This window comes from Mucilaginibacter sp. SG538B (assembly GCF_013376065.1).
Taxonomy (GTDB): domain Bacteria; phylum Bacteroidota; class Bacteroidia; order Sphingobacteriales; family Sphingobacteriaceae; genus Mucilaginibacter; species Mucilaginibacter rubeus.
The window spans coordinates 375957-399043 of the sequence record NZ_JABMJI010000001.1 but is presented as its reverse complement, the minus strand read 5'-3'; the positions used below and the strand labels follow the sequence as shown (position 1 = coordinate 399043).

Sequence of the window (23087 nt, the reverse complement as noted above, 5' to 3'; positions counted from 1 at the left end):
TGGTTGATTTAATGAGTAGTTATCACACTGAAAACCAACCATTAACCTAATCAACCCAATAAACCACACGCCTATTTCTTAAACCCAACCATCTGGTGCAGCTTAACCGGGTCATAGATCCGGCCTTCTTTTATTACTACCGATACTTTCCTGATCTCCCTGATATTACGCAGCGGATCACCATCGATAATAACAAGGTCGGCTTGCTTTCCCACTTCAACCGAACCTGTTGTTTTATCAAGCCCCATCACCATTGCCGGTGTTATCGTTGCTGTTTTGATAGCCTGCGCCGGGGTAAGACCGGCTTCAACATATAATTCAAGTTCGCGGTCAAGACTATAGCCGGGGAACCCCATATCTGTGCCTGCAACAATAGTAACTCCGGCATCATGCAATACCTTAACGGTTTTCTTCATGCTTTCATACAAGGGTTTCAGCTTAGCGGCCTTCTCCGGTTCTTCGCCCATGTTTTTAAACAGTGCCTGAAGCGGCAGCGGCAGTGTATAATAATTAGGCTCCAGTTTGGTTATATCATCCTTGACATTACGGAAAGCTAGTTCAAAAACACCTATCGTAGGATCTATCACCACGTGATGGTCTTTTATAAACTTAATAGCCGCGATACTTACCGAATCATCGAAAATAACCGACCTGTCCTTATCCCGTTTCATGATGGAATACACATACTGCACGTGGTTAACCATATTCATCCCCGAATCAACCCCTTGCTGCAGGGTCATGCCCTGCGGGATATGGCCTGTTACGGTTAAACCCAATCGGTGTGCCTCATCACAAATAACTTTAACTATAGCCGGTTTAACCGAACTATAAATTTTGATCTGCTGAAAGCCATTTTCTTTATAACGGTCTACTGCCTTTATAGCCTCTTCCTTAGTATCAGCCTGGATAATCCCCAATGCATAAGGCCCTTTACCGTCAATAATGCCGGCTTTAATGATGTTGGGGCCCACGCCTTTGCCGCCATCAATAGCGGCTTTTATAGCGTTGATGTAACCAAATTCGTTACCACAATCGCGCACAGTAGTTACACCTGCTGCAAGATAGGCCGGCCCCCACTCGGCCTGTTCAAAGTGCGAGTGCATATCCCACAAGCCTGGTAAAATGGTTTTCCCTTTGGCGTCAATAAGCTTAGCCCCTGCCGGTATTTTAACCTTACCTGTTTGTTTGATAATGCCATTTTCTATCAATACAACAGCATTAGGTATGCTTGTACCTTTATTTACGTCAACCAGGTTTCCGCCGGTAATAGCTATTATCTCATCTATTTTACCTGTTGGTGCGGCCGCTTTCGCAAATAGTTCCATACCGTAGGTAGCCGCCTTACTGATGAGCTGCGGTAACAGTTCTTCGTAAGGTACCCGCATCATTTCCAGTTTGTCACCTTCGGCGTCATTAGTGATCAGGCATATGAGTTTACCCTCATTATCAGTCCAAACCAGTTCGTTACCCCAAACCAGTCCGCTTATGGTGAGCCGGTTAAGTGCAAGTGGTTTACCGTTAAAGGTAAGCTGATCAGTACCCGCTTTTTTGATCTGTACCGCACCAAATGGCAGTGTATGGATGCTTACAGGTTGTTTATGTTTATTCCAATATTGGATAAGCACCTGCTGCACGGTGCCCGGCGAATAACCGGCTACCGGGAAGCTGAGCGGCAGTACTTTTTGTGTATATGATGAATCGTTAACCCTGATAGATGCTTCAGATCCGCGAATGGTCACCTGGTCATCAATGGTCGAAAATCTCGAAGTATTGCCTTTTATGGTCAATTCCAGCGGATCGGCTACGGGGTTCACCTTCAACTCGGCAGTAAGCGGCACCGGCGAACCGCGGTCAACGAACTTAAAATTGATATTATAATGAACGGCATCTTTGTACTTGTGCACGTAATAGGTTTCCTTACCAATGTGCTGCTCAAACTTATGCAGAAAAAAGGTACCGCTGTCGGTTGGCAAATCGGTTTGCGCATTGGCGTTTGTTATTAAGGCCGAAAAGGCGGCAAATAATAATAAAGGTGTTTTCATAAGGTCAGTAATGTTAATGTAAGATAGCGGTTTGTTTGGGATGTTACAAAACAGTTTTTTGTGCAGGGACGCATAATTGCGCCTTCTGACCAACCACATCATCAAAGCAAAAAATCTTAACCAATACTTCTAAACGTTATATTAATCCTTGCCCCCAGCATCCTGCTTGTTTTGGGTACCTGGTGAAACCAGTGATGCTGCGTTTGCCCCTGCATGATCAGCAGATCGCCGTTGTTAAGTACGACAGAGGCTTTAACATTCTTTTGCTGCTTATGCTTAAACTGAAAAACCCGCGAAGCACCAAATGATACCGAAGCAATGACAGGGTTACCGCCAAGCTCGCTTTCATCATCACTATGCCAGCCCATACTATCGCCACCGTCACGGTAATAATTAAGCAGCGCTGTATTAAACCGGTGACCGCATTGCTGTTCAGCCGCCTGCTTAATGCTATCAAGCAGCGGGCTAAACTTAACCGGCACATTTACCACACCTGAATATACATATACTTCATCGCGCTCTCCGTACCAGGCCGTAAGCCGGGGGAAGTTCACTTCCCTGCCGTAGATTTTCATTTTATCCTGCTTCCATGGTGTTTCCTCAACCAGCCGCGTAAATACATCTTCCTTATAAAAATGGGGATAAAGCAATACCTCTCCATCAAAAGGTAATAAGTTTTTTGGTGCGCCAAACAGGTTCAGCTGGTCATTATTGAATAGGTCCATGTTCAAATATCTGTATTACATACCATAAAACACGATGGGCCACTCTGCTATCAGAATGATAAAACCTATCATTTTGATAGCTTTTCCTCATATTGAGAAAATCTTTCTCATTTTGATAAACTCCTATAAAACAAGCTTCTAAATAAAGCAAAAAACGTTGTGGCATGTTTATTGGCCATGCGGCCTCACAATACAAAAATAAATTTACGATGGCATTGTTTATCGCTGCTACAGCAAAATTTACAAAACGGACAATAAGTTCCTTCATTGCAGCTGGTATCATCCCCTCTTTTCCCCTAACAATTTATACACTTCATGAATTCGCACGTTAAGCAACTCACTTTCGCGGGTATGATCGTTACCCTCGGTATTATTTTTGGCGATATTGGTACCTCTCCCCTTTATGTTTTTCAAACCCTGTTGGTTGAAGGCGGTAAGGTGAACCCCGCGCTGGTATTAGGCTCTATCTCCTGTATCTTCTGGACACTCACACTGCAAACCACATTCAAGTATATCGTTATTACGCTGCAGGCTGATAACAAAGGCGAGGGCGGTATTTTCTCATTATATGCACTGGTAAGGCGTTACGGTAAATGGCTGGCAATCCCAGCTATAATTGGCGCAGGTACTTTGCTTGCCGATGGTATCATTACCCCGCCCATCTCTGTAACCTCGGCCATTGAGGGCCTAAATTTAGTACCGGCATTTTCAACCGTTATTGTTCCCGGCAATAACCTGATCCTCATTATTGTAATTAGCATCATTTTATTGCTGTTCTTTTTTCAGCAGTTTGGCACCAAGGTGGTCGGTTCCGCATTTGGGCCGGTTATGCTGCTGTGGTTTATCATGCTGGGCGTATTGGGCACCATACAAATAACACATTTCCCCTCTATTTTTAAAGCTCTCAATCCGTATTATGGCGCCCATTTACTGATGGACCATCCTAAAGGTTTCTGGTTGTTAGGCGCGGTATTTTTGTGTACTACGGGTGCCGAAGCCCTATACTCCGACCTGGGCCATTGCGGCAGGCGTAACATCCAGGTAAGCTGGATCTTTGTGAAAACAACCCTGATATTAAACTACCTGGGGCAAGGCGCCTGGGTGCTGTCACAAGCACCGGGTAAGAACTTTACCGGCGTTAACCCTTTCTTTGAAATCGTTCCCCATTTCTTCCTGCTACCCGCGATAGCTTTGGCTACACTGGCAACCATTATTGCCAGCCAGGCGTTGATCAGTGGTTCATTTACGCTCATTAGTGAGGCGGTGAGCATGAATTTCTGGCCAAGGATCACCATCAAATACCCGTCAAATATCCGCGGGCAGATCTATATTCCAAGCATTAACTGGATACTGTGTATTGGTTGTATCCTTGTATCGCTCTATTTCCGTACCTCAAGCGCAATGACGGCTGCTTACGGCTTCAGCATCACCATTGCTATGCTTAGCACTACAATTTTAATGTATTACTTTATGCGCTATGTAAAGCACTGGCCTGTATGGCTGGTTACCATTATCCTGTGCTTATTTGTAACCGTCGAATTCTCCTTTTTTGTAGCTAACGCGGTTAAAATACTAAAACGTTTGTTTTTTGTGGGATTTGAAGTTGGTCTGATCTTTACGATGTACACCTGGTTTAAGGCCCGTAAAATCAATAACCGCTTCCTTCATTTTACCGATATCAAGGAGAAACTGCCTTTACTAAACGCGCTGAGCAATGATGCTACCATAAACAAATACGCTACGCACCTGATCTATCTTACCAAAGCCAATAATGGCAAACAGATTGAAGAAAAGATCATCTACTCCATCATGAGCCGCCGTCCTAAACGTGCCGATACCTATTGGTTTGTGCACATTGAACGCACCGACGAGCCATATACTATGGAGTACAGTGTTGACCAAATTGAGCCGGGCAAAGTCATCCGCGTAGAATTCCGTTTGGGCTTCAGGATCCAGCCGCGGGTAAACGTATTGTTCCGTAAAGTAGTTGAAGATATGGTTGAACGTGGCGAGATTGATATCTCCAGCAATTACCCATCATTAAAACAACACAATATGGCTGCCGATTTCAGGTTTGTGATCATGGAGAAATTCCTGTCGTATAATAACGTGTTCAATGTATCGGAGAGCTTTATCCTCAACAGCTATTTTGCCATTAAAAAACTGGCCCAGTCAGAAGCTAAGGCTTTTGGGCTTGATACCAGTGAAACACGCATTGAAAAGATCCCGCTGGTGGTAAAACCGGTTAATAATATCCACATAAAAAGGGTTGACCCGGTTACGCATAAAGCGGTTGAAGGTATGGGTAAGAAAGTTTTTGCGTAGGGCTAACCATTATGTATTAACGTCCCCTACATAACTACATGTGTTGCCCCTCTTTGCTCCGCAAAGAGGGGCTTTTTTTTCCTTTTTGGGTTTATTTGCAACCAGTGCTTATTGCGGCTATCGCCCATCGCGTATAAACGCTAATCCAGGTTAAGCTCTCGTTGCAAACGAACGCGGGACGAATACTTCTAAAATGTCGCAATCATAACGGTATAATGTCGTGATCATGCCTTATTCTGCAGCCGCAGGGCCTGTAACTTTGTAATATCAATTTACCCTAAAACGGATCGGCATGAGAAAGTTAAAATTACAAATGAACCTTGCACTCAACAATAAATGGGACAGCGGAATGTCTGATTTCAGTATCGATAATCTTAAGAATGTGGACTGTATTTTACATGGACGAAAAACAGGTGAAGGTTTTATTCCCTATTGGACAGCAATAGCAAACAACCCTAATGACGCTGAATATAAGCTTGGAAGGCGTTTCGCGGATATTCCAAATGTTGTTTTTTCAAACAGCCTTAAAGTAAGCCCATGGGACAATACAACAATAATAGGCGGTGACGTAAAAGAGGCGATAGAAACATTGAAAAAGAAAAATGGTAAAGACATCCTTGTTTATGGAGGGGATTCGTTTGTATCATCCTTAATTCAACATGATTTGATTGATGAGTTTTATTTGCTTGTAAACCCTGCTGAGATCGGTAACGGACAACAAACCTTTAACCCTTTAAAAAATGATTTAGAGTTAAAGTTGATGAATTGTAAACCATTTGCCTGTGGTGCGGCTTTGCTTTATTATACCAGGGCGTAAAAAAAGACTCTCCCCTCCCCGCCCTTCTTAAGAGGAGATTTGAGAGTTTTTTTTCTAATGGCGTCACGCTTGAATCCGCGTTAATATTTTCAATTACCCCTTAAAACAAAAAACCCGGCCTTGCGGCCGGGAATTTCATTAGATTTATTGGATTGGTTGGAAATACGTGATTATAATTTTTCGCCGTGCTGGCTGATATCAAGACCTTGTTCTTCTTCTTCGGCCGATACCCTTAAAGGCGAGATCATGTCGGTGATCTTTAACAATAATAATGACCCAAAGAATGCGAATATCGATACGCACACCAATGCTACCAACTGTACGAGGAACAGGTGTGTCTCGCCAAAAAACAAGCCGTTGCCTGTTGTATTATTAGCATTTACATGCTGACTGGCAAATACGCCGGTTAACAGCATCCCCACCATACCGCCAACGCCGTGACAAGGGAATACATCAAGCGTGTCATCAATAGAAGTACGGGTACGCCATTCCACAACCAGGTTACTCACCACAGCCGATATGATACCGATAGCCAGCGAGTGCGGCACCGATACAAAGCCGGCGGCAGGTGTAATAGCCACCAAACCAACAACAGCGCCAATACAGGTACCCATTGCAGATGGCTTGCGGCCAAGCAGCATATCAAAAAAGATCCAGGTAACACCGGCAGCAGCCGAAGCAGTTGTACTGGTAGCCAAAGCGGTAACCGCCAAAGCGTTTGCGCCAAAAGCCGAACCGGCATTGAAACCAAACCAACCAAACCACAACAAGCCCGTACCTATCATTACGTAGGTAATCCGCGCAGGAGAATGATTAGCCTCATTACGGCGTTTTAAATATAAAGCCGATGCCAGGGCAGCCCATCCGGCCGACATGTGCACTACTGTGCCACCTGCAAAGTCAAGCACACCAAATTTGGCTAATATACCATCCGGGTGCCAGGTGCAATGCGCCAGCGGCGAGAATATGAAAATAGAAAACAGTACCAGGAAAATAATGTACGAGTTAAAACGGATACGCTCGGCAAATGCACCGGTGATAAGCGCCGGGGTAATAATGGCGAATTTTAACTGGTACATAGCGAAAAGCAGTAAAGGAATGGTTGGCGCGGCTTTCCAGGTGGCGTTACCTAACATGCCTTTCATCATGAAATAAGTTCCGGGGTTACCGATAAGGCCATAAAAGCTATCGCCGAAGGCTAAGCTAAATCCAAAGATGCCCCACATTACTGTAATGATCACCATACAAATGATGCTTTGCAGCATGGTAGAGATCACATTTTTCTTATTAACCATTCCACCGTAAAAAAACGCGAGACCGGGTGTCATGATCAAAACCAGCGCCGTCGACATTAGCATCCAGGCTATATCGCCCGTATTAAAATTGGGATGACCGGAATTCTTAAAATCAACGGACGGAAAAATGAAAGTAAGTGAAAGTATAATTAAGATCAGGAAAAAAGGGAAATACCTCTTCATGTATTCAGAAAAAATATGTTTTAAATCAGCACGAAAGGTATGATTTTTTCTAAAAACAAAAGAAAATAATTGGCTTTTGTTGAAAAAAAACAACAACTACAGATATTTCAGGATAGAATTCGGGAAAATCCCCAATAAAACGAGCAGAAAACTAATAACAATAGCTAAAACAAGTAAATTATAAGATCTTTCACTGGCAACTTCAGCATTTTCTGTCCTTTTCAGAAATAAATACAAAGGAATTTTAAGGTAATAAAACAACGATACTACCGTGGTTATGGCGCCCGTTATCATCAGCGACAACAGCCAGATACTGTGCGTTTGCTCATAAGCGCTGTAAGCCGCCGAAAACACAAACAGCTTACCCGTAAACCCCGCGGTAACCGGGATCCCTGTTAAAGAAATGAGGATAATTACAAAACAAACCGAAGCTACAGGATATTTTAAGCCCAGCCCTTTGTAAGCTTCCACCTCTTCAGCGTTCACAATATTGCTGAAGTACGATGCCAGCGCCAGCGCCCCGATATTGGCTAACGCGTAAACGGCAAGGTAATAGGTTAATGATGATAGCCCCTGTAAATTAAACGTAACCACCGCCATTAAAGCAAAACCGGTATGGCCGATGCTTGAATAAGCCAGCATCCTTTTTACATTACTTTGCAAAACGGCTGCAAAATTTCCGGCTATCATGGTGATGATACCAATGGCTGATAAAACAATGCTAAAATCAATCCCCTTCCAGTCGGCCGAAAACAGGAACAAAGGCATCACATTTACCAGCAATGCAAAAGCTGCTATTTTGGGTACGGTTGACAGGTATGCAGTAACCGGCGTGGGCGCTCCCTGGTAAACATCGGGTACCCAAAAATGCATCGGCATAAATGATAATTTAAACCCTATGCCAATCATCACCAGTACTAAAGCAAATGAAGCACTCACCGGGTTTACATTGGGCAACTGAGCTACAATACCCGGCAGATCCAGCGAGCCGCTGAAGCCGTACAGTAACGAGATCCCGTATAGCATGACAGCCGATGATGCCGCGCCAAAAAGCACGTACTTTAAACCGGCTTCGGTACTTAAAGCAGTTTCAGACCGGTAAGCCACCATCAGGTATGATGCTATGGATACCATCTCGATGGCAAGATAAACCGAGAGTAGGTTAATAGCCATAGCCATTAAATGCAGACCTAAAATAGATGCTATGGAAATGGTATACAGGTCTGATAAGCCTTTTGGATGCGCCTTCAGCTTGTCATCCCAGGTAAAATTTAACAGGAGAATGAATGAAAGCAGATCGATAATGATCTTGAAAAATACCGCCGACCGGCGCAGCAATAACATACTGCCGAAAATAACGTGATCGCCGTCAAGGATCAGGGCTACCTGCTGCAGGTCTTTAAACAACACCAGCAGCAAGCCGGCGCAGGCTACTATTTTACAAAGCTTTACAGATCTGCGCCCAAATATCAGGTCGGTTATCAGCACTACCAAAAACAGCCCGGTTAAATAAATTTCGGGCATAAAATAGGGGATGCTGCCAAAAACATTGGTTAACTGAACTGATATATGGGGAAGCAGATCGTGCATTTATATTTTTATTGTACTATTACTGATTGATTTTTGGGGTATTTAACCTGGTATTTTAGTTTCACCTTCTTTTCATCGAGCGAATTTAACATGAAATTCCATGAAACCCTACCTGTTGTTGCATCAGGTTTTGCGCCTGATGTTTCCTGCGCCTCTACTTCGATATCTTTATTTTGTGAAACCGGCACCTGGTCTTCCACCAATAAATTAACCGACTGGCTTTTCCTGTTTTTTACGTCGATAAGCCAGTTACGGGTTTCCTTTTGGTTTGAACCTGATGACTGGCGCATGGCCAAACCTTTCTCCAGCGTACGGGTAACAACAATATTTTTATCGGTACCTAACGATAGGTTCAGTGTATCGGTAGTAGCATCGGTATTAATCAGCGACTTGCCAATGTATGTTCCTTCAAAAAACAGGTTGGCCTCGCCCGAAAGAAAACTGTATTTATTCCAGTTGGTAAGCTGCGCGGTGAGGAATACATCGGTACTCAATTTTGGCGCCACGTAATATTGATAAGTAGCATCAATATTATATTGGCTAATTTCAACCGCATACTGTTTGCCATCACTTGGTACCGTATAAGGGTTAGCGATGTTAAACTCAATATTGGTTTGGTTCTCTTCTTTTTTTACTTCGATAGGAACCGTGTTAATTATATTTTTATCTTGTATTCTCGCAACAGCACCGGTCAAATCCCTTTTATATTCCGTGCCATAACCTGCAACAACCACCTCGTTAAGCTGTCGTGAAGACGGGTTTAGCGCCACATTGAGCATTGGCGCATTGGCCTGCCTTTCTAATGTCTCATATCCAATAAAACTGTAAGTAAGCACAGCATTGGCATTAGGGATCTGGATGCTGTAATTTCCACCGGCATCACTTACGGCCCCTATTGATGTACCTTTTACCCTGATGCTTACACCAGGGATGGAGCTGTTATCATCCCTGCTCACTATTCTACCCATTACTTTAGTTATTGGAACACCGGTACCTGAATAGTACATACCGAAGTTAAGATAGGTAGGCGTTAGCTCGGGCTTCGCCCCATTTACGCTTGGGTTACCGGTTGATAAGGTAAGCTTAGCGCTTTTCCAGTCCTCACCCGTTTTTTGCGACACGTTGGCTTTGTAAACGATAGTTATTGGACTGTTCACATTTTTAGCACGGATATCGTAGGTAGGGAACCAGCTGGCGTTTCGCACCAGATAACTTAAAGTAAAATTTGCCTGCAAGGCTACTTTTGCCGATACGGTGACCAAAACATTACTGGTTGTTTTAACACCTGCTTTGTTAATCTCAGCAATTTGTTTGTTATAACCTTCAAGCTCGTCGTTAAATAACTCTATCTGATCATTTACGGCTTGCTGATTCTTTTTGATCTCGTTTAAGCGGGCGGTCTGAAAATCGAGTGTCTGTTTCAGTCTGATCGGATCCAGCGCAACATTAGTCCCATTGCTCACCGGGTTTTTAGCCAGCGTATTAGCTTCTTCCTGGTAAATGGAGAGCATGTTGTTTTGCAAGGCTATTTTGTTTCTTACCAGCTTTACTTTTGCGTCGATAGCCTGTATATCTTTTTGCCTGATATCATTATCGGCAAAATCAAGTTCGTGATTAACCGAAAGAATCGTAAAATCGCCGCCTGCATTTACCTGGATACTCTGCACATCAATTCCAGGCGACAAGTTTTCAAACACCAGCGTTGATGTGCCGGGGCTGATATTGACCAATGCGGTACGACTTACCTGCGCCCCGTTCAAAAACACGGTTACTTTTTGAACTTTTGAGGCTACCTTCTGGCCTTCATCGGCCCTGGTTGCCGCAGTGATAAAAAGTAATGCTGCGGCAATGGATAATTTTTTAAACATAATTCTTTCGGTTAAATACATACCATCTGTTATTTCGCTTAAGCCCGGGTTGCCGGGGACAGCGTAAATAAAAGATGCAGGTGTATGCACTTTTCCATAAATGAATTTATGTTGAAACACTATTTTTTTATTTAGCCTGTAAAAACTGTATCAATGCCAGTACCGAATCATTGATTTTTCCAAACACCAACGATGGCATCAAACCTAAAGCCAATGCTGCAGCGGCAAGTGGCATCAATGCCAGCTTTTCGCGAATGCTTACATCGGTAAGTGCTATTTTCCAAACCTCACCTCCTTTAAGTGATACTTTTCCGAAGAACATGCGCTGCAATGTCCACAGGAAATAAGCTGCTCCCAACAGGATCCCTACCGAACCGCAAACAGCCATCCAGTATGGTAACAAACCGTTAACCGTTGGCGATTTAAATGTACCCGCCAGTGTAAATGCTTCGGCCACAAATGCTGAAAAGCCCGGCAAGCCTAAGGAAGCAAAAAATGCTACCATTACAAAGGCCGTATATTGAGGCATCTGGGTGCCCAATCCGCGGAAATGATAAATATCCCTGTCGTGCACGCGGTTATAAACCACTCCCACTAAAAAGAACAACATTGATGATAAAAAGCCGTGACTTACCATCTGCATTACCGCACCGCTTACCCCCTCGGCAGTTTGCGAGGCAATGCCCAGTAACACAAAACCCATGTGCGATACCGATGAGTAAGCGATCATCCGCTTCAGATCGCGCTGGGCCAGCGCGTTGCAGGCACCATATAATATCGAAACAACGCCTATTAAACCGAGCCAAAAAGCTCCGGATGATGCTATCTCCGGGAAAATTCCCAGGCAGATCCGAATAATACCGTAACCACCAATTTTAAGCAGTACACCTGCAAGTATAATAGATACCGGTGTGGGCGCTTCAACGTGCGCATCGGGCAGCCAGGTATGTAAAGGCACAACCGGCACTTTAATAGCAAAAGCAATAAACAGCACCACGAAGCCAACAGTACGCGCGGGCATCCCCAATATGGTTTGATGCGCGGCAGCCGAGAACACCGAACCCTGGGCATAATTAGCCGGGTTCATCATCTGGATGATATTAAAAGTATGGCTTCCTGTTGCCGGATCGCTTACAGAAAGGTATAAACCTACCATCACCAGTAACATAAACACCGAACCAAACAGTGTATACAAGAAAAACTTAATGGCTGCATATTCCCGGCGAACGCCGCCCCACATCCCGATCAGGAAATAAAGCGGCAGTAACATCAACTCATAAAACAGGTAAAACAAGAAGAAATCCAAAGCGCAGAATACACCCATCACGGCCATATCCAACAGCAAAAACAATAGGAAGAAACCTTTGAGATTGCTCTTGATCTCCCAGGAAGCCAGCGTGGCAACAACCATAACCAATGCCGACATTACCAATAGGGTTACCGAAATGCCATCTATCCCTACAAAATAATCTATCTGCATTTTGCCCATGCTGCCCAGGTTAAGGGCAATCCATGGCAGTTTCTGTATAAACTGAAACTGGTCTTCATGGTTAATACCTGCCGTTGCTGCACCTGTTTTAAAGTTAAGGTAGATCGCGATGCTGATACCCAGCTGCAAAAGCGTAGCCAGCAGGGTAATATATTTAAAACTCCCCCGAACCGACGATGGCAGCAATACGATCACCAGCGCAAACAGTACAGGTATAAATATGAGTAGGGTTAGTAGGTTCATTAAATTCAGATCAGTATTTTTAAAATAAAGAGTACCAACACAATGAGCAGCATGCTATACAGGTAGTACTGCACTTTTCCGTTTTGAAATTTACGTGCAAAATTGCCAATACTTTGCACTAATGCAGCCATTAAATGCAAAAATCCGTCGACAATATATTTATCGCACCAGGCGGTAAGGTCTGCCACCTTCCTGCTCAGCCGTTCAATTGAATGGATTAGTCCGTCAATAATATTCCTATCAAACCAGAAGCAGGTTTTACCCAGGCCAAGTATTGGCTTTACGATTACTTTTTTATAGATCTTATCCAAATACCATTGGTTATAGGATAAGCGGTAAAAGAAGCCGGTTTGCGGAAACGAGAACGTATTCCTTTTTACGTAGATAGCATAGGCCGCGTACATTACAAATACGCTCAAAATATTCACTCCTATCGGAATAATGGTATGGTAGATATTTTCGCGGGCCATGAATTCGGCAGGTTTTAAGCTTTCGAATAGCCAGGCTTTTTCATAAAAGAAAGGATTGAGCGAGAACAGTGGGAACAGACTGCATATTGCCAGTAATATCAATGGTATACGATATTGCCAGCCGCCGTCGCCGATATGAATTTTAATTTCCGGATGATGTTTTAACAAGCGAAACTCTCCGAAAAATACTTTCACTATTAACCTTGATACGTAAAAGGCAGTAAGCCAACTGGTAAATAATGCACCTGCCGGGATCAGTTTAAGCCATGCGCTTCTACCCTCGCTCCATTCAAACGCCTGGATCAGGATGCCATCTTTTGACAGATAGCCCGAAGTAAGCGGAATACCTATAAGCGCCAGTGAACCAACAATTGCCACAATAAAAGTTAATGGCAGCTTTTTACGCAAGCCACCCATGTACTGAATATTTTGCGGGTCGATATCCAGGTTATTTTCCTCCCTGATATGCTGCATTTCGTGGATCACAACACCGGCCACCAAAAACAGTAAACATTTAAAGAAAGCATGCGTGGCTAAATGGAATAAAGAAGAGCCATAAGCCCCAACCCCCATCGCCAGGATCATATAACCCAGTTGCGATATGGTTGAGTAAGCAAGCACCCGTTTCAAATCGCTTTGTGTAAGCGCGATAGTGGCGGCCATGAAAGCGGTAAAGCAACCTATTACAGCAAGAACCGTTAACTCCGTATCGGTAAACAAAGGATAAACCCTGCCCAGCAGAAATACACCTGCAGCCACCATAGTAGCCGCGTGGATCAGCGCCGAAACAGACGTCGGCCCTTCCATGGCATCAGGTAGCCAGGTATGCAAAGGGAATTGTGCCGATTTTGCAGCAACAGCAAGGAAGATCCCGGCGCAGGCTATATACTGCCATATCGCGGGTAATGTAACCATTGCCCCCCGGGTCCAAACAGAGCCATAATTAGAAGGCATCCTATCAGGAGCAAAAGTCCATTGCCCGTTATCAGGCCCCATAAACTTAACAAGTCCATGTTGTCCAAATAAGGCATCAATATCAAACGTATGAAACTGGGCAAATAGGATAATGATAGCACTTAGCAAACCGATATCGCCGATACGGTTCATGATAAAGGCTTTTTTATTGGCCTGTACGGCTTTATCCTTAGTGAACCAGAAACCGATAAGCAGGTATGATGAAAAGCCCACCAACTCCCAGAAAGCATAGAATAGCACCATGCTATCCGCCACAACCAAAGCCAGCATGCTGAAACAAAAGAAACTGAGGTAAGTAAAATAACGACTGTACTTGTCGTCATGCTTCATGTATGCAGTAGAATAGATGTGAACAGGCAAGGCAATCAGAGACACCAGCAGCAACATCAGCACTGACAGATTATTAAGCAGGATGCCCGCGAAAACTTTGGTGTTGCCAATGGTAAACCATAAGTTTTGCACATGCTGAGGTTGCTGGTTCCACACCCTTGCAAACACAATGGCTGATAATACACACCCAACCAAAATAGCCAGTGTTGAGATCCAGCCTGCTGCTTTACTTTTTACCGGCAGGCAAAAGTTGATCAACGCAGCAAACAGCGGCAAACCCACGGCTGCAATGGTGTAGCTGATGATGGTATCGGTATATGGTATAGCGTTGTTCAATTATCTTTTTATCTTCTGTAGAGACGCATAATTGCGTCTCCGAATGTACATTTCCGCTTGTCCGGCGGGAGACGCAATTATGCGTCTCTACAATATTTTAATCCCTCAAATTTTTAATCTCATCCGGGTCAATGGTTTTATATCGCCGGTAAACATTCAGGACGATGGCCAGCGCAACCGCTGTTGTAGCCGCTGCCAGCACAATTGCAAACAACGCGAACACCTGTCCGCCGTTATTCAGCTTATCATATTTACCAAAAGCTACCAGGTTTAAAATGGCGGCGTTCAGCATTAGTTCAATTCCTATTAATACTTGTATCGAGTTACGTTTGGATACAACCATGTACATGCCTGTACAAAACAATAACGCGCCTACCAGTAAAAAATCGGTTAATGTGATCATGCCCTGCCCTCCTTACGTGATAAATGCGCCGCACCTACCAATGCCATCAGCAATAAAACAGAAATGGCCTCAAAAGGCAGCAGATAGGTGGTCATGAGGTTAACGCCTATATTATCTATAGTTGAAGAGGTTGGCATTATTTCATTTTTTTGCGCGATGGATTGTTTTACCCATGGCAGGTTATCAGCATCGGCTTTAACAATAATGTTTACAATCACCGCTAAAAACAGCACAGCCAATATGACCGCCGGTACTTTAGCCATATTAATGAATTTCCCTTTCTGCTGTTGGATCACATTCAATGTTTCCCGACCGGAGAGCATAAATGCAAAAAGGATGAGCACCAAGATGCCCCCTACATAGATCACCACTTGGGTTACCGCCACAAAATCGGCAAGGGCAATTACATACAAGCCAGCTAATGCAAACAAGGTCACAAAAAATATAAAAATACTTCTGACCAGGTTTTTACTTAAAGCAGCATATAGGGCCGAGCTAATTGCGATAAAGCTCATTACATAAAACAACACCCGCATCAACGTCATGCCCCACCCTCCTTTTGTTTCATGGCGGCTAATTTGGCAGCCTGTTTTTCGGCCTGTTGTTTGTCAAAAAGGGCACGCTTTTCGGCGGCATCTTCGGGCGTCATATCCGAAAACTGGTAAACCAGATCGCTTAGCTGAAAAACTGTTTTATCGTACTGGTTGGTCATGGTAATGCATTCAGTTGGGCACACAATAGTACACAACCCACAATACATACACTTGGCCATATCAATATCAAACTTGGCTGCATACAAACGTTTGGTAGTGCCGTCGGATGTTTGGCCGATAGCTTCCGTAGCCTTGATCGATTCAATATCGATACAATTAACGGGGCAAACCTTGGCGCACAGATCACATACGATACAGTCATCCATTTCCACATCCAACTGGTAGCGGCCCACTTCAGGTACCGGCAGTTGCTGCTTAGGATATTGGATGGTATTTGTGCCATGCTCCAGTTGCTTAAAGTAATTACTATCGCTCACGGTTACAATCTCCCTTTTGCCGTTACCCGCAAAGAGATGCCGGATGGTAAGGCTTAAACCTTTCCACGCCGTTGTAAACGCTTTTATTACTTTCTGAACCATGATTTTTAGGATTTTAGGATGCTCAGGATATTTCCTTTACTACTGCTAATCCTTGTTTCTTATTATTCAAATTAATTATAAAACTTAATTCTTTTAAATCCGAAATCGAACATCCGACATCCGAAATTAAAAATCACATCAGCCACAACCTCCATACACCCGATATCAGCATACAAGCGAAAGCCACCGGGGTCAATACTTTCCAGCAAAGGTTCATGAGCTGGTCAACCCGCAAGCGGGGTAATGTCCACCTGATCCACATTTGAACACCCACCAGGCCTAATGTTTTTAATACTACCCATAATATCCCCCAAGGCACATTGGTAGTCCATGTTGCCAATTTAACGCCGCCTATGTTGGGCAGCGGCGTATTCCAGGCACCTAAAAACAATATTACTGCTATCATGGATACCAGGAACATCATCGAATATTCGGCCAAAAATACCAGCGCGAAGCGAATCCCTGTAAACTCGGTATGGAAACCGGCTACCAATTCAGACTCCGCCTCCGGAATATCAAAAGGCGCACGGTTACTTTCAGCCAATGAAGCTATAAAATAGATCACAAATGCGATGAGTAAATGAGGTGCACGGAATATGTTCCAGCTAAAAAAACCGCCTATTTGAGATACGTCCCAAAAACCAGCGAATTTAACTTTTTCCGTCGCCAGGATCCCCTGCTGGGCCGAAATCACCTGCAAATCCAGCGTTTGTGCTATCATCACAACAGCTATAATGGCAAAACCGGCAGGGATCTCATACGAAATGATCTGTGCTGCCGAGCGCATAGCGCCCAGGATAGAGTATTTGTTATTTGATCCCCAGCCTGCCATCAGGATGCCCAATGTTTCGATGGAAATAATGGCGAAGATATAATACAGGCCGATATTAGTCTTTGAAGGGATAAGCCCGGGGGCCCAGGGTAGCGCGGCGAAACCGAGGTATACGGCTATGAATATTACTGCCGGAGCCAACATAAACAACCATCTATCGGCAGCTGCCGGGACGATCAGCTCTTTCTGAAGCATTTTTAAAATATCGGCCAGCGTTTGCAGTGAACCATATTTTCCTGTTTCCGTTGGACCGAGCCTGTCTTGTATAAACGCTGATATTTTACGCTCGGCATATACACCGAATAAAGCGAAAAAGGCCGAAAAACTGAACAACCCGATTGCTGCAATAAAATATGTAAAATAATAGTTCAACAGGAATATTTGCTTAAGGGTGCAAACTTACTAAATGTTGAGTTATTTAGAATGATTAAATTATATATTAAGTTGATAGGATTTATCAGGTGAATGGTTGATTGGGTTGATTAAGTGAATGGTTTAATTTCTTTTTTTAGCGCAAGTCTTGTGTGATGGGATTAGCGTGGCTGACTTGTGCCTTCTACGTAACATGCAGGGTTTCGTCGCGACGTCATTGCGAGGCACGAAGCAATCCCCAAAATAGAGAGCCGATATGTAGAGCCTCTGTAAAGTTCGCGATTGCTTCGTACCTCGCAATGACGTGTGGGAATCAACACTTCACCAAATCATTTGCCGATATAAACGTTGATTTTACCGGGGCCGAGAAGAACAGCGAAGCATGATGGTCAAAATCGGCAGTATCATCGGTAGTGGTATAAAACTTATTTTCGCCGTTCCGACTAAGTTTTTGCTCAATTTCGGGGTGGCGGTTTAAATAACTAACAAGGCTTTTAGCCACGATATCACCCTGCCCTATAACATTAATGCGTTCGGGCAAATGTGCTTTTATTTTGTCCTGGATAATAGGATAATGTGTGCAAGCCAACAAAATGGTATCGATGTTGGGCGATTGCGCCATGATTTGATCCAGGTACAACTGCACAAAAAAATCTGCACCGGGTTTATAGTATTCCCCGTTTTCAATTAACGGCACCCAAAGCGGACAGGCCTGCTGGTAAACTTTTATGTCGGGGAAAAAATTCTGGATCTCCAGCAGGTATGAGCCAGATTGTACGGTGCCCTTTGTACCAAGCACCCCAATCTCTTTGGTTTTAGTATAATCGCCAATAACCTCGGCCGTAGGGCGGATAACGCCCAATACCCTTTTCGACGGATCATCTATCTGTTTAAGGTCCTGCTGCTGAATGGTACGTAATGCCTTGGCCGATGCCGTATTACACGCCAGGATCACTAAGGGGCATCCCTGGTCAAACATCCACTGCACACATTCCCAGGTATACTGGTGTATGGTACTGAATGAGCGGTTACCATAGGGAGCACGGGCATTATCGCCCATATAAATATAATCATAGCCGGGCAGTTGTTCAATGATAGAACGGAACACTGTTAGCCCGCCATAACCCGAATCAAAAATACCAATTGGTTGATTTGACATATACAAACATAAAAAAAGCGCCCCGTAATTACGGGGCGCTTTTGTATAATTTACTTAAAGGTGATTTTATTTTAAACCCAATTTCAATTTCACGGCAGCCATCAGGTCGTCGCCTGCAGGAGATACGATCATGCTAACCTGTGATGAATCCAGTACATAAGCGTAACCTTTTTCTTTGGCTACAGCTTGTACAGCAGCCGATACTTTATCAATAATTGGTTTGCCCAATTCTTGTTTTTTAGCATCAACTTGTTGCTGAGCATTGTTTTGGTAATCGTTCATGCGTTTCTGAATATCCTGCAGTTCAGAAGTTTTTGCTGAACGGGCAGCATCTGTCAAAGTTGAACCGTTTTTTTCCAAATCGGCACCCTTGGTTTGTAACTCATTGTTCATAGTGGTTAACTGATCAATGAATGTTTTTTGATAGGCCTGTAATGTTGTAGAAACAGTTTTAGTTTCAGGCATCTGGTCAATAACCTGGCTAAAATTAACATAGCCTATTTTTGTTTGCGCTTTAGCAAAACTACCCACGAACAACATACCTGCTGCAACTAAGGCGACTTTAAATAGTTTTTTCATTTTGTTTTGTGTCCTGTGTTTAATAATGGATAATAATTATCTGTTTGTTTTTGTAACGTGTATCAGCAAATTACTCATGAACTAACCTGGGGAGAGCTTACAATGAACAGGAACATTTGACAGCTACCCTTACCCGGCTAAAATAACAATGTGTAATTTAAATGGCAAACATAAAAAAAGCGTCCCGTTTAATCAGGGCGCTTTTTTTATGTCTTTTGTATTTCTTATTTCAAACCTAATTTTAATTTCACAGCTGCCATCAGGTCATCAGCATCAGGAGATACCAATAAGGTGATCTGTGATGAATCTAATACGTAAGCATAGCCTTTTTCTTTAGCTACAGCCTGTACTGCCTGGGTAGCTTTATCAATAAGCGGTTTACCTAATTCCTGCCTTTTAGCATCAACCTGTTGCTGGGCATTGTTTTGGTAATCATTCATACGTTTTTGAATATCGGTAAGCTCGTTTTCTTTAGCAGTACGTACAGCATCGGTCATGCTTGCCCTTTTTGACTGGTAGTCCTGGCCTTTTGTCTGGTACTCATTATTCATTGTAGTAAGCTGATCAATAAATGTTTTTTGATAAGCCTGTATCGAAGCAGTTACAGTTTTAGTTTCGGGCATCATATCAATCAGCTGATTGAAGTTGATGTGGCCGATCTTAGTCTGAGCATTTGCAAAGCTGCCCGCAAATAACAAACCTACTGCAACTAAGGCAACTTTAAATAGTTTTTTCATTTTCCTTTTTCTGTGTTTAAATAATAGTTCGATTTATTTTAATTCAAATTATTTAGCAAATACCCCGGGTTTTAGTCCTAATCTGGTTATAACATCCGCGCTTTTATCATACCGCGGGTTAGCATATAACATAATAACCTCGCTGTTTTTATCAAAAATCATATCCAGGTTATCGCCTTCGGCAATTGCTTGTACAGCTTTAGACACCCTATCCTGAATTGGTTTAATCAGCGCTGTGCTTCTTTGTGAAAGCTCGCCATCCGGACCAAACTTCTGGCGTTGAAAATCTTTCGCGGCCTTTTCTTTATCAACAATTTCGGCCTCACGGCGTTTTTTCATATCAGGGGTCATCAGCACCTGGTCGGCCTGATAAGCTTTATACAGGCGGTCAATTTCCTGAAAACGGCCATCAACTTCCTTCTGCCACTGATCAGATAATGCAGCTAATTGCTTTTGTGATGAGGCATATTCGGGCATGTGCTTTAATATATACTCCGAATCAACATAAGCAAAACGTTGCGCATAAGCGCCTGCAAAAGCAGTTAACGTTAAAAAGGCCACTAAAATTATCTTCTTCATATATTCGGTACGCAAATTAATTAAATCCGCCGGATAAACTCTGAGAAATTGTAAAATGGAACTGGCCTTTATTAGCATCCGGCTGTCCCGGTATTTTGTCAAAGCCGTAGCCATAATCTAACCCAAGCAAGCCAAATATAGGTAAAAATATCCTTGCGCCCACACCTACCGAACGCCTTACGTTAAACGGATTAAACTGGCTAAACTGGTTCCATGCGTTACCGCCTTCGGCAAAGGCCAGCAAGAAAATTGTTGCCGACTGGCTTGCAATAACCGGGTGGCGAAGCTCCAGTGTGTATTTATTGTAGATCGCGCTACCTGTATTATTATTTTGAGTTTCGTTTGAGCCTTCAGGCACTATCGAGAAGTTTTGGTAACCGCGTAAACCGATGATCTCGCTACCCTGTAAAAACTGATAGCTCTGCATACCGTCGCCACCTAATTTAAAGCGTTCAAACGGTGATGGGCCAACCTGGTGATTGTACTGGCCAAGGAAACCAAACCTTACCTGCGACATCAATACAAATTTACCTACCAGTTTTGAAAACCATTGCGCATCATATTTAAATTTATAATACTCAACAAAATGGTAACGTTCTTCCGGCGTAGCTATCTTATAGTTTATATTGTTAAACAACGAGTATGGCGGCGTAGCCTGGATAGTAAATTTAATATTTGAACCCTGTGTCGGGAAGATAGGCGCGTCAACAGAGTTACGGGTAAGCTCCTGGGTTATCTTGATGTTATACGAGGTACCGTTAGTGAACAGGTAATTACTATAATTGTCAAGATTGTAGTGGTCAAGGTTAAGTGAATAGTTTAACTGGAAATAGTTATCAGGCCATTTTAAACGTTTACCCAATGTAACCCCAATACCATTAATACGCAACTTATTATAGTAAGGACTTGATTTTGGATAGTACTGACCAGTTGAGCTTCCCTGCGTATAAGCCGACAATGCGAAGTAGATTGGCTTCTTACCGCCTAACCATGGCTCCGAAAATGTGAAAGAGAAGTTTTGATAAGTACGACCGCTTGATTGTCCCCTTAAGCTCAGTTTCTGACCATCGCCTTTTGGCAGCGGCTTGTAAGCTTTAAGATGGAAGATATTACGGATAGAGAAGTTATTAAAGGTTAAACCCAATGTACCTACCAACTGGCCGCCACCAAAACCACCCGAAAGCTCGATCTGGTCTGAAGGTTTTTCAACTACGTTATAAACCAAGTCAACAGTACCATCCTGCGGATTGATGTTGGTTGGTTTAGGTTCGGTTTTTTGCTCGTCAAAGTTGCCCAGCTGGCCAATTTCACGCGCACTGCGGATCAGCAGGTCTTTGTTGAATTTTTGACCGGGCTTAGTCTGGATCTCACGCATTACCACCTTATCGTTGGTAACATCGTTACCTTTTAACATAACGCGGTTAATAGTATACTGAGGGCCCTCATAAATCCTCACATCAACATCTACAGTATCATTATAAACCCTTGTTTGTACCGGATCGGCATTAAAGGTTAAATAGCCGTCATTAAGGTATAAAGATGAAATATCATCATTGCCCGGAGTTGGGCCGCTTAAACGTTTGTTCAATTCATCTTCGCTAAATACGTCACCTTTTTTAACGTGAAGGATCCTGTTTAACAAATCGGTGGTATACTTGGCATTACCCGAAAACTTAACATTACCGAAGTAATATTTAGGGCCTTCATATACTTTCAGCTTTACGTTTACGGTTTGATCGTCATGTTTCCATACAGAATCGCTCAGGATCTCGGCATCACGGTAACCCCTGGCCTGCATTTTTTCAACCAGGTTTTGTTTATCTTCTTCGTATTTATCCTGTTTAAATTTCTTTGAACCAAATAGGTTATACCATTTACGTTTACGGGTTTTACTTAAAAATCCGCGCAACGTACCTGTTTTAAATGCTTTGTTGCCTTCAAAAATAACGTCGTTAATTTTAACCTTGGTCTTTTTATCAATGGCAACATCCAATATAACACTGTTAACATCCCCCTGATCCTTGCGTTGGGTAATGGTAACGGTAGTGTTTAAGAAACCTTTTTCGTTAAAATGCTTTTTAATGATAGCAGTTGTTGTGCTGATGAGGTTTTCATTTACGATCTTGCCTACACGGTCGTTCAATTTTTTCTGAACATCTTCAATTTCGCCTTTGCGGATGCCGGTTAAGTGCATGCGTGATAAACGCGGACGCTCCAATACGGCAATCTCCAGGTAAATCGTATCCATATTAATTTTGGTGATGTTTAACTGAACATCATCAAATAAGCCCTGTTGATATAAGGTTTTAATTACCTCGGCATTACGCTCGCCAGGCAGGTTGATACGATCGCCTTTGGTTAATTTGGATAACTGGATCAGGATGTCTTTATCAAGATATTTTGCGCCACTAACAGAAATGCCACCAATAATATAATCTTTAGGATTAAGATAACTTAAACTATCAGCCGGTATCGATTTTGTAAGCGTAGGCCTCGGCCCATTGGATATCTGGGCGAAAGCCGTAGTAGCCAAAACCGAGAAAAGAATAGCAAAAAGAAATTTATACATTCGAATATTTTAGTGGGCTAAAAATAATTTATACAGT

19 protein-coding genes are annotated in these 23087 nt (G+C 43.2%); 2 read left to right on the top strand and 17 right to left on the bottom strand.

Features of this window, described 5'->3' with window-relative positions; translation table 11 throughout:
- Positions 1 to 71: 71 nt before the first annotated feature.
- From FHW88_RS01585 to FHW88_RS01575, 3 genes are all read right to left on the bottom strand, one after another.
- Positions 72 to 2042, bottom strand: a complete 1971-nt coding sequence (locus FHW88_RS01585; protein WP_176622592.1) for an amidohydrolase family protein — start codon at positions 2040 to 2042, stop codon at positions 72 to 74.
- Positions 2043 to 2158: 116 nt separating this feature from the next.
- Positions 2159 to 2767: an alpha-ketoglutarate-dependent dioxygenase AlkB family protein gene (locus FHW88_RS01580; protein WP_176622590.1), complete on the bottom strand. Its 609-nt coding sequence runs from the start codon at positions 2765 to 2767 to the stop codon at positions 2159 to 2161.
- Positions 2751 to 3035, bottom strand: a complete 285-nt coding sequence (locus tag FHW88_RS01575) for a hypothetical protein (protein WP_176622588.1) — start codon at positions 3033 to 3035, stop codon at positions 2751 to 2753. Before FHW88_RS01575 ends, FHW88_RS01580 begins: the two co-directional genes overlap by 17 nt.
- A gap of 47 nt (positions 3036 to 3082) precedes the next feature.
- Here FHW88_RS01575 and FHW88_RS01570 point away from each other — a divergent pair, with 47 nt between their 5' ends.
- Positions 3083 to 5092, top strand: coding sequence for a KUP/HAK/KT family potassium transporter (locus FHW88_RS01570; RefSeq protein ID WP_176622587.1), 2010 nt, complete (start codon positions 3083 to 3085; stop codon positions 5090 to 5092).
- Between the two features lie 292 nt (positions 5093 to 5384).
- The gene (locus FHW88_RS01565; RefSeq protein WP_176622585.1) at positions 5385 to 5909 is read left to right on the top strand and encodes a dihydrofolate reductase family protein; all 525 of its coding nucleotides are present in this window, start codon (positions 5385 to 5387) and stop codon (positions 5907 to 5909) included.
- A gap of 170 nt (positions 5910 to 6079) precedes the next feature.
- Here FHW88_RS01565 and FHW88_RS01560 read toward each other — a convergent pair whose 3' ends face one another.
- The 14 genes from FHW88_RS01560 to bamA form a co-directional block, all read right to left on the bottom strand.
- The gene (locus FHW88_RS01560; protein ID WP_090532068.1) at positions 6080 to 7387 is read right to left on the bottom strand and encodes an ammonium transporter; all 1308 of its coding nucleotides are present in this window, start codon (positions 7385 to 7387) and stop codon (positions 6080 to 6082) included.
- Positions 7388 to 7483: 96 nt separating this feature from the next.
- Complete coding sequence (locus tag FHW88_RS01555; protein WP_176622583.1) at positions 7484 to 8977, bottom strand: NADH-quinone oxidoreductase subunit N; 1494 nt, start codon at positions 8975 to 8977, stop codon at positions 7484 to 7486.
- A gap of 8 nt (positions 8978 to 8985) precedes the next feature.
- Positions 8986 to 10965 (bottom strand): DUF4139 domain-containing protein, encoded by a 1980-nt coding sequence (locus FHW88_RS01550; protein ID WP_176622581.1) that lies wholly within the window; start codon positions 10963 to 10965, stop codon positions 8986 to 8988.
- A 7-nt stretch (positions 10966 to 10972) separates the two neighbouring features.
- Positions 10973 to 12577 (bottom strand): NuoM family protein, encoded by a 1605-nt coding sequence (locus FHW88_RS01545; protein ID WP_176622579.1) that lies wholly within the window; start codon positions 12575 to 12577, stop codon positions 10973 to 10975.
- Positions 12578 to 12582: 5 nt separating this feature from the next.
- Positions 12583 to 14688, bottom strand: coding sequence for an NADH-quinone oxidoreductase subunit L (gene nuoL / locus FHW88_RS01540; protein WP_218117113.1), 2106 nt, complete (start codon positions 14686 to 14688; stop codon positions 12583 to 12585).
- A 97-nt stretch (positions 14689 to 14785) separates the two neighbouring features.
- Complete coding sequence (gene nuoK, locus FHW88_RS01535) at positions 14786 to 15091, bottom strand: NADH-quinone oxidoreductase subunit NuoK (RefSeq protein WP_218117112.1); 306 nt, start codon at positions 15089 to 15091, stop codon at positions 14786 to 14788.
- Entirely contained in the window at positions 15088 to 15606 is a 519-nt protein-coding gene (locus FHW88_RS01530; protein WP_254780198.1) for an NADH-quinone oxidoreductase subunit J, read from the bottom strand. The genes nuoK and FHW88_RS01530 overlap by 4 nt, the downstream gene beginning before the upstream one ends.
- A gap of 26 nt (positions 15607 to 15632) precedes the next feature.
- Positions 15633 to 16223: a 4Fe-4S binding protein gene (locus FHW88_RS01525; protein ID WP_090531910.1), complete on the bottom strand. Its 591-nt coding sequence runs from the start codon at positions 16221 to 16223 to the stop codon at positions 15633 to 15635.
- Between the two features lie 133 nt (positions 16224 to 16356).
- Positions 16357 to 17427, bottom strand: coding sequence for an NADH-quinone oxidoreductase subunit NuoH (gene nuoH, locus FHW88_RS01520; RefSeq protein WP_090531912.1), 1071 nt, complete (start codon positions 17425 to 17427; stop codon positions 16357 to 16359).
- 313 nt (positions 17428 to 17740) lie between these two features.
- Complete coding sequence (murI, locus tag FHW88_RS01515) at positions 17741 to 18586, bottom strand: glutamate racemase (protein ID WP_176622577.1); 846 nt, start codon at positions 18584 to 18586, stop codon at positions 17741 to 17743.
- A 66-nt stretch (positions 18587 to 18652) separates the two neighbouring features.
- Positions 18653 to 19165: an OmpH family outer membrane protein gene (locus tag FHW88_RS01510; RefSeq protein WP_176622575.1), complete on the bottom strand. Its 513-nt coding sequence runs from the start codon at positions 19163 to 19165 to the stop codon at positions 18653 to 18655.
- 224 nt (positions 19166 to 19389) lie between these two features.
- The gene (locus tag FHW88_RS01505; RefSeq protein ID WP_090531918.1) at positions 19390 to 19902 is read right to left on the bottom strand and encodes an OmpH family outer membrane protein; all 513 of its coding nucleotides are present in this window, start codon (positions 19900 to 19902) and stop codon (positions 19390 to 19392) included.
- Positions 19903 to 19950: 48 nt separating this feature from the next.
- Positions 19951 to 20481 carry an OmpH family outer membrane protein gene (locus FHW88_RS01500; RefSeq protein ID WP_090532069.1) on the bottom strand — a complete coding sequence of 177 codons (531 nt, stop codon included), beginning with the start codon at positions 20479 to 20481 and terminating at the stop codon, positions 19951 to 19953.
- Positions 20482 to 20497: 16 nt separating this feature from the next.
- A complete protein-coding gene (bamA, locus tag FHW88_RS01495; RefSeq protein ID WP_176622573.1) occupies positions 20498 to 23050 on the bottom strand; it encodes an outer membrane protein assembly factor BamA in 2553 nt (850 codons plus the stop codon).
- Positions 23051 to 23087: the final 37 nt, after the last annotated feature.

Bases quoted from the DNA above. Each gene is read 5' to 3' on its own strand.
- bamA (WP_176622573.1), bottom strand. From the start codon at position 23,050: ATGTATAAATTTCTTTTTGCTATTCTTTTCTCGGTTTTGGCTACTACG.
- FHW88_RS01525 (WP_090531910.1), bottom strand. From the start codon at position 16,223: ATGGTTCAGAAAGTAATAAAAGCGTTTACAACGGCGTGGAAAGGTTTA.
- FHW88_RS01555 (WP_176622583.1), bottom strand. From the start codon at position 8,977: ATGCACGATCTGCTTCCCCATATATCAGTTCAGTTAACCAATGTTTTT.
- FHW88_RS01500 (WP_090532069.1), bottom strand. From the start codon at position 20,481: ATGAAGAAGATAATTTTAGTGGCCTTTTTAACGTTAACTGCTTTTGCA.
- FHW88_RS01585 (WP_176622592.1), bottom strand. From the start codon at position 2,042: ATGAAAACACCTTTATTATTATTTGCCGCCTTTTCGGCCTTAATAACA.
- FHW88_RS01580 (WP_176622590.1), bottom strand. From the start codon at position 2,767: ATGGACCTATTCAATAATGACCAGCTGAACCTGTTTGGCGCACCAAAA.
- FHW88_RS01570 (WP_176622587.1), top strand. From the start codon at position 3,083: ATGAATTCGCACGTTAAGCAACTCACTTTCGCGGGTATGATCGTTACC.
- FHW88_RS01575 (WP_176622588.1), bottom strand. From the start codon at position 3,035: ATGAAGGAACTTATTGTCCGTTTTGTAAATTTTGCTGTAGCAGCGATA.
- FHW88_RS01530 (WP_254780198.1), bottom strand. From the start codon at position 15,606: ATGAGCTTTATCGCAATTAGCTCGGCCCTATATGCTGCTTTAAGTAAA.
- FHW88_RS01560 (WP_090532068.1), bottom strand. From the start codon at position 7,387: ATGAAGAGGTATTTCCCTTTTTTCCTGATCTTAATTATACTTTCACTT.
- murI (WP_176622577.1), bottom strand. From the start codon at position 18,586: ATGTCAAATCAACCAATTGGTATTTTTGATTCGGGTTATGGCGGGCTA.
- FHW88_RS01510 (WP_176622575.1), bottom strand. From the start codon at position 19,165: ATGAAAAAACTATTTAAAGTCGCCTTAGTTGCAGCAGGTATGTTGTTC.
- FHW88_RS01565 (WP_176622585.1), top strand. From the start codon at position 5,385: ATGAGAAAGTTAAAATTACAAATGAACCTTGCACTCAACAATAAATGG.
- FHW88_RS01545 (WP_176622579.1), bottom strand. From the start codon at position 12,577: ATGAACCTACTAACCCTACTCATATTTATACCTGTACTGTTTGCGCTG.
- FHW88_RS01505 (WP_090531918.1), bottom strand. From the start codon at position 19,902: ATGAAAAAACTATTTAAAGTTGCCTTAGTTGCAGTAGGTTTGTTATTT.
- nuoK (WP_218117112.1), bottom strand. From the start codon at position 15,091: ATGATCACATTAACCGATTTTTTACTGGTAGGCGCGTTATTGTTTTGT.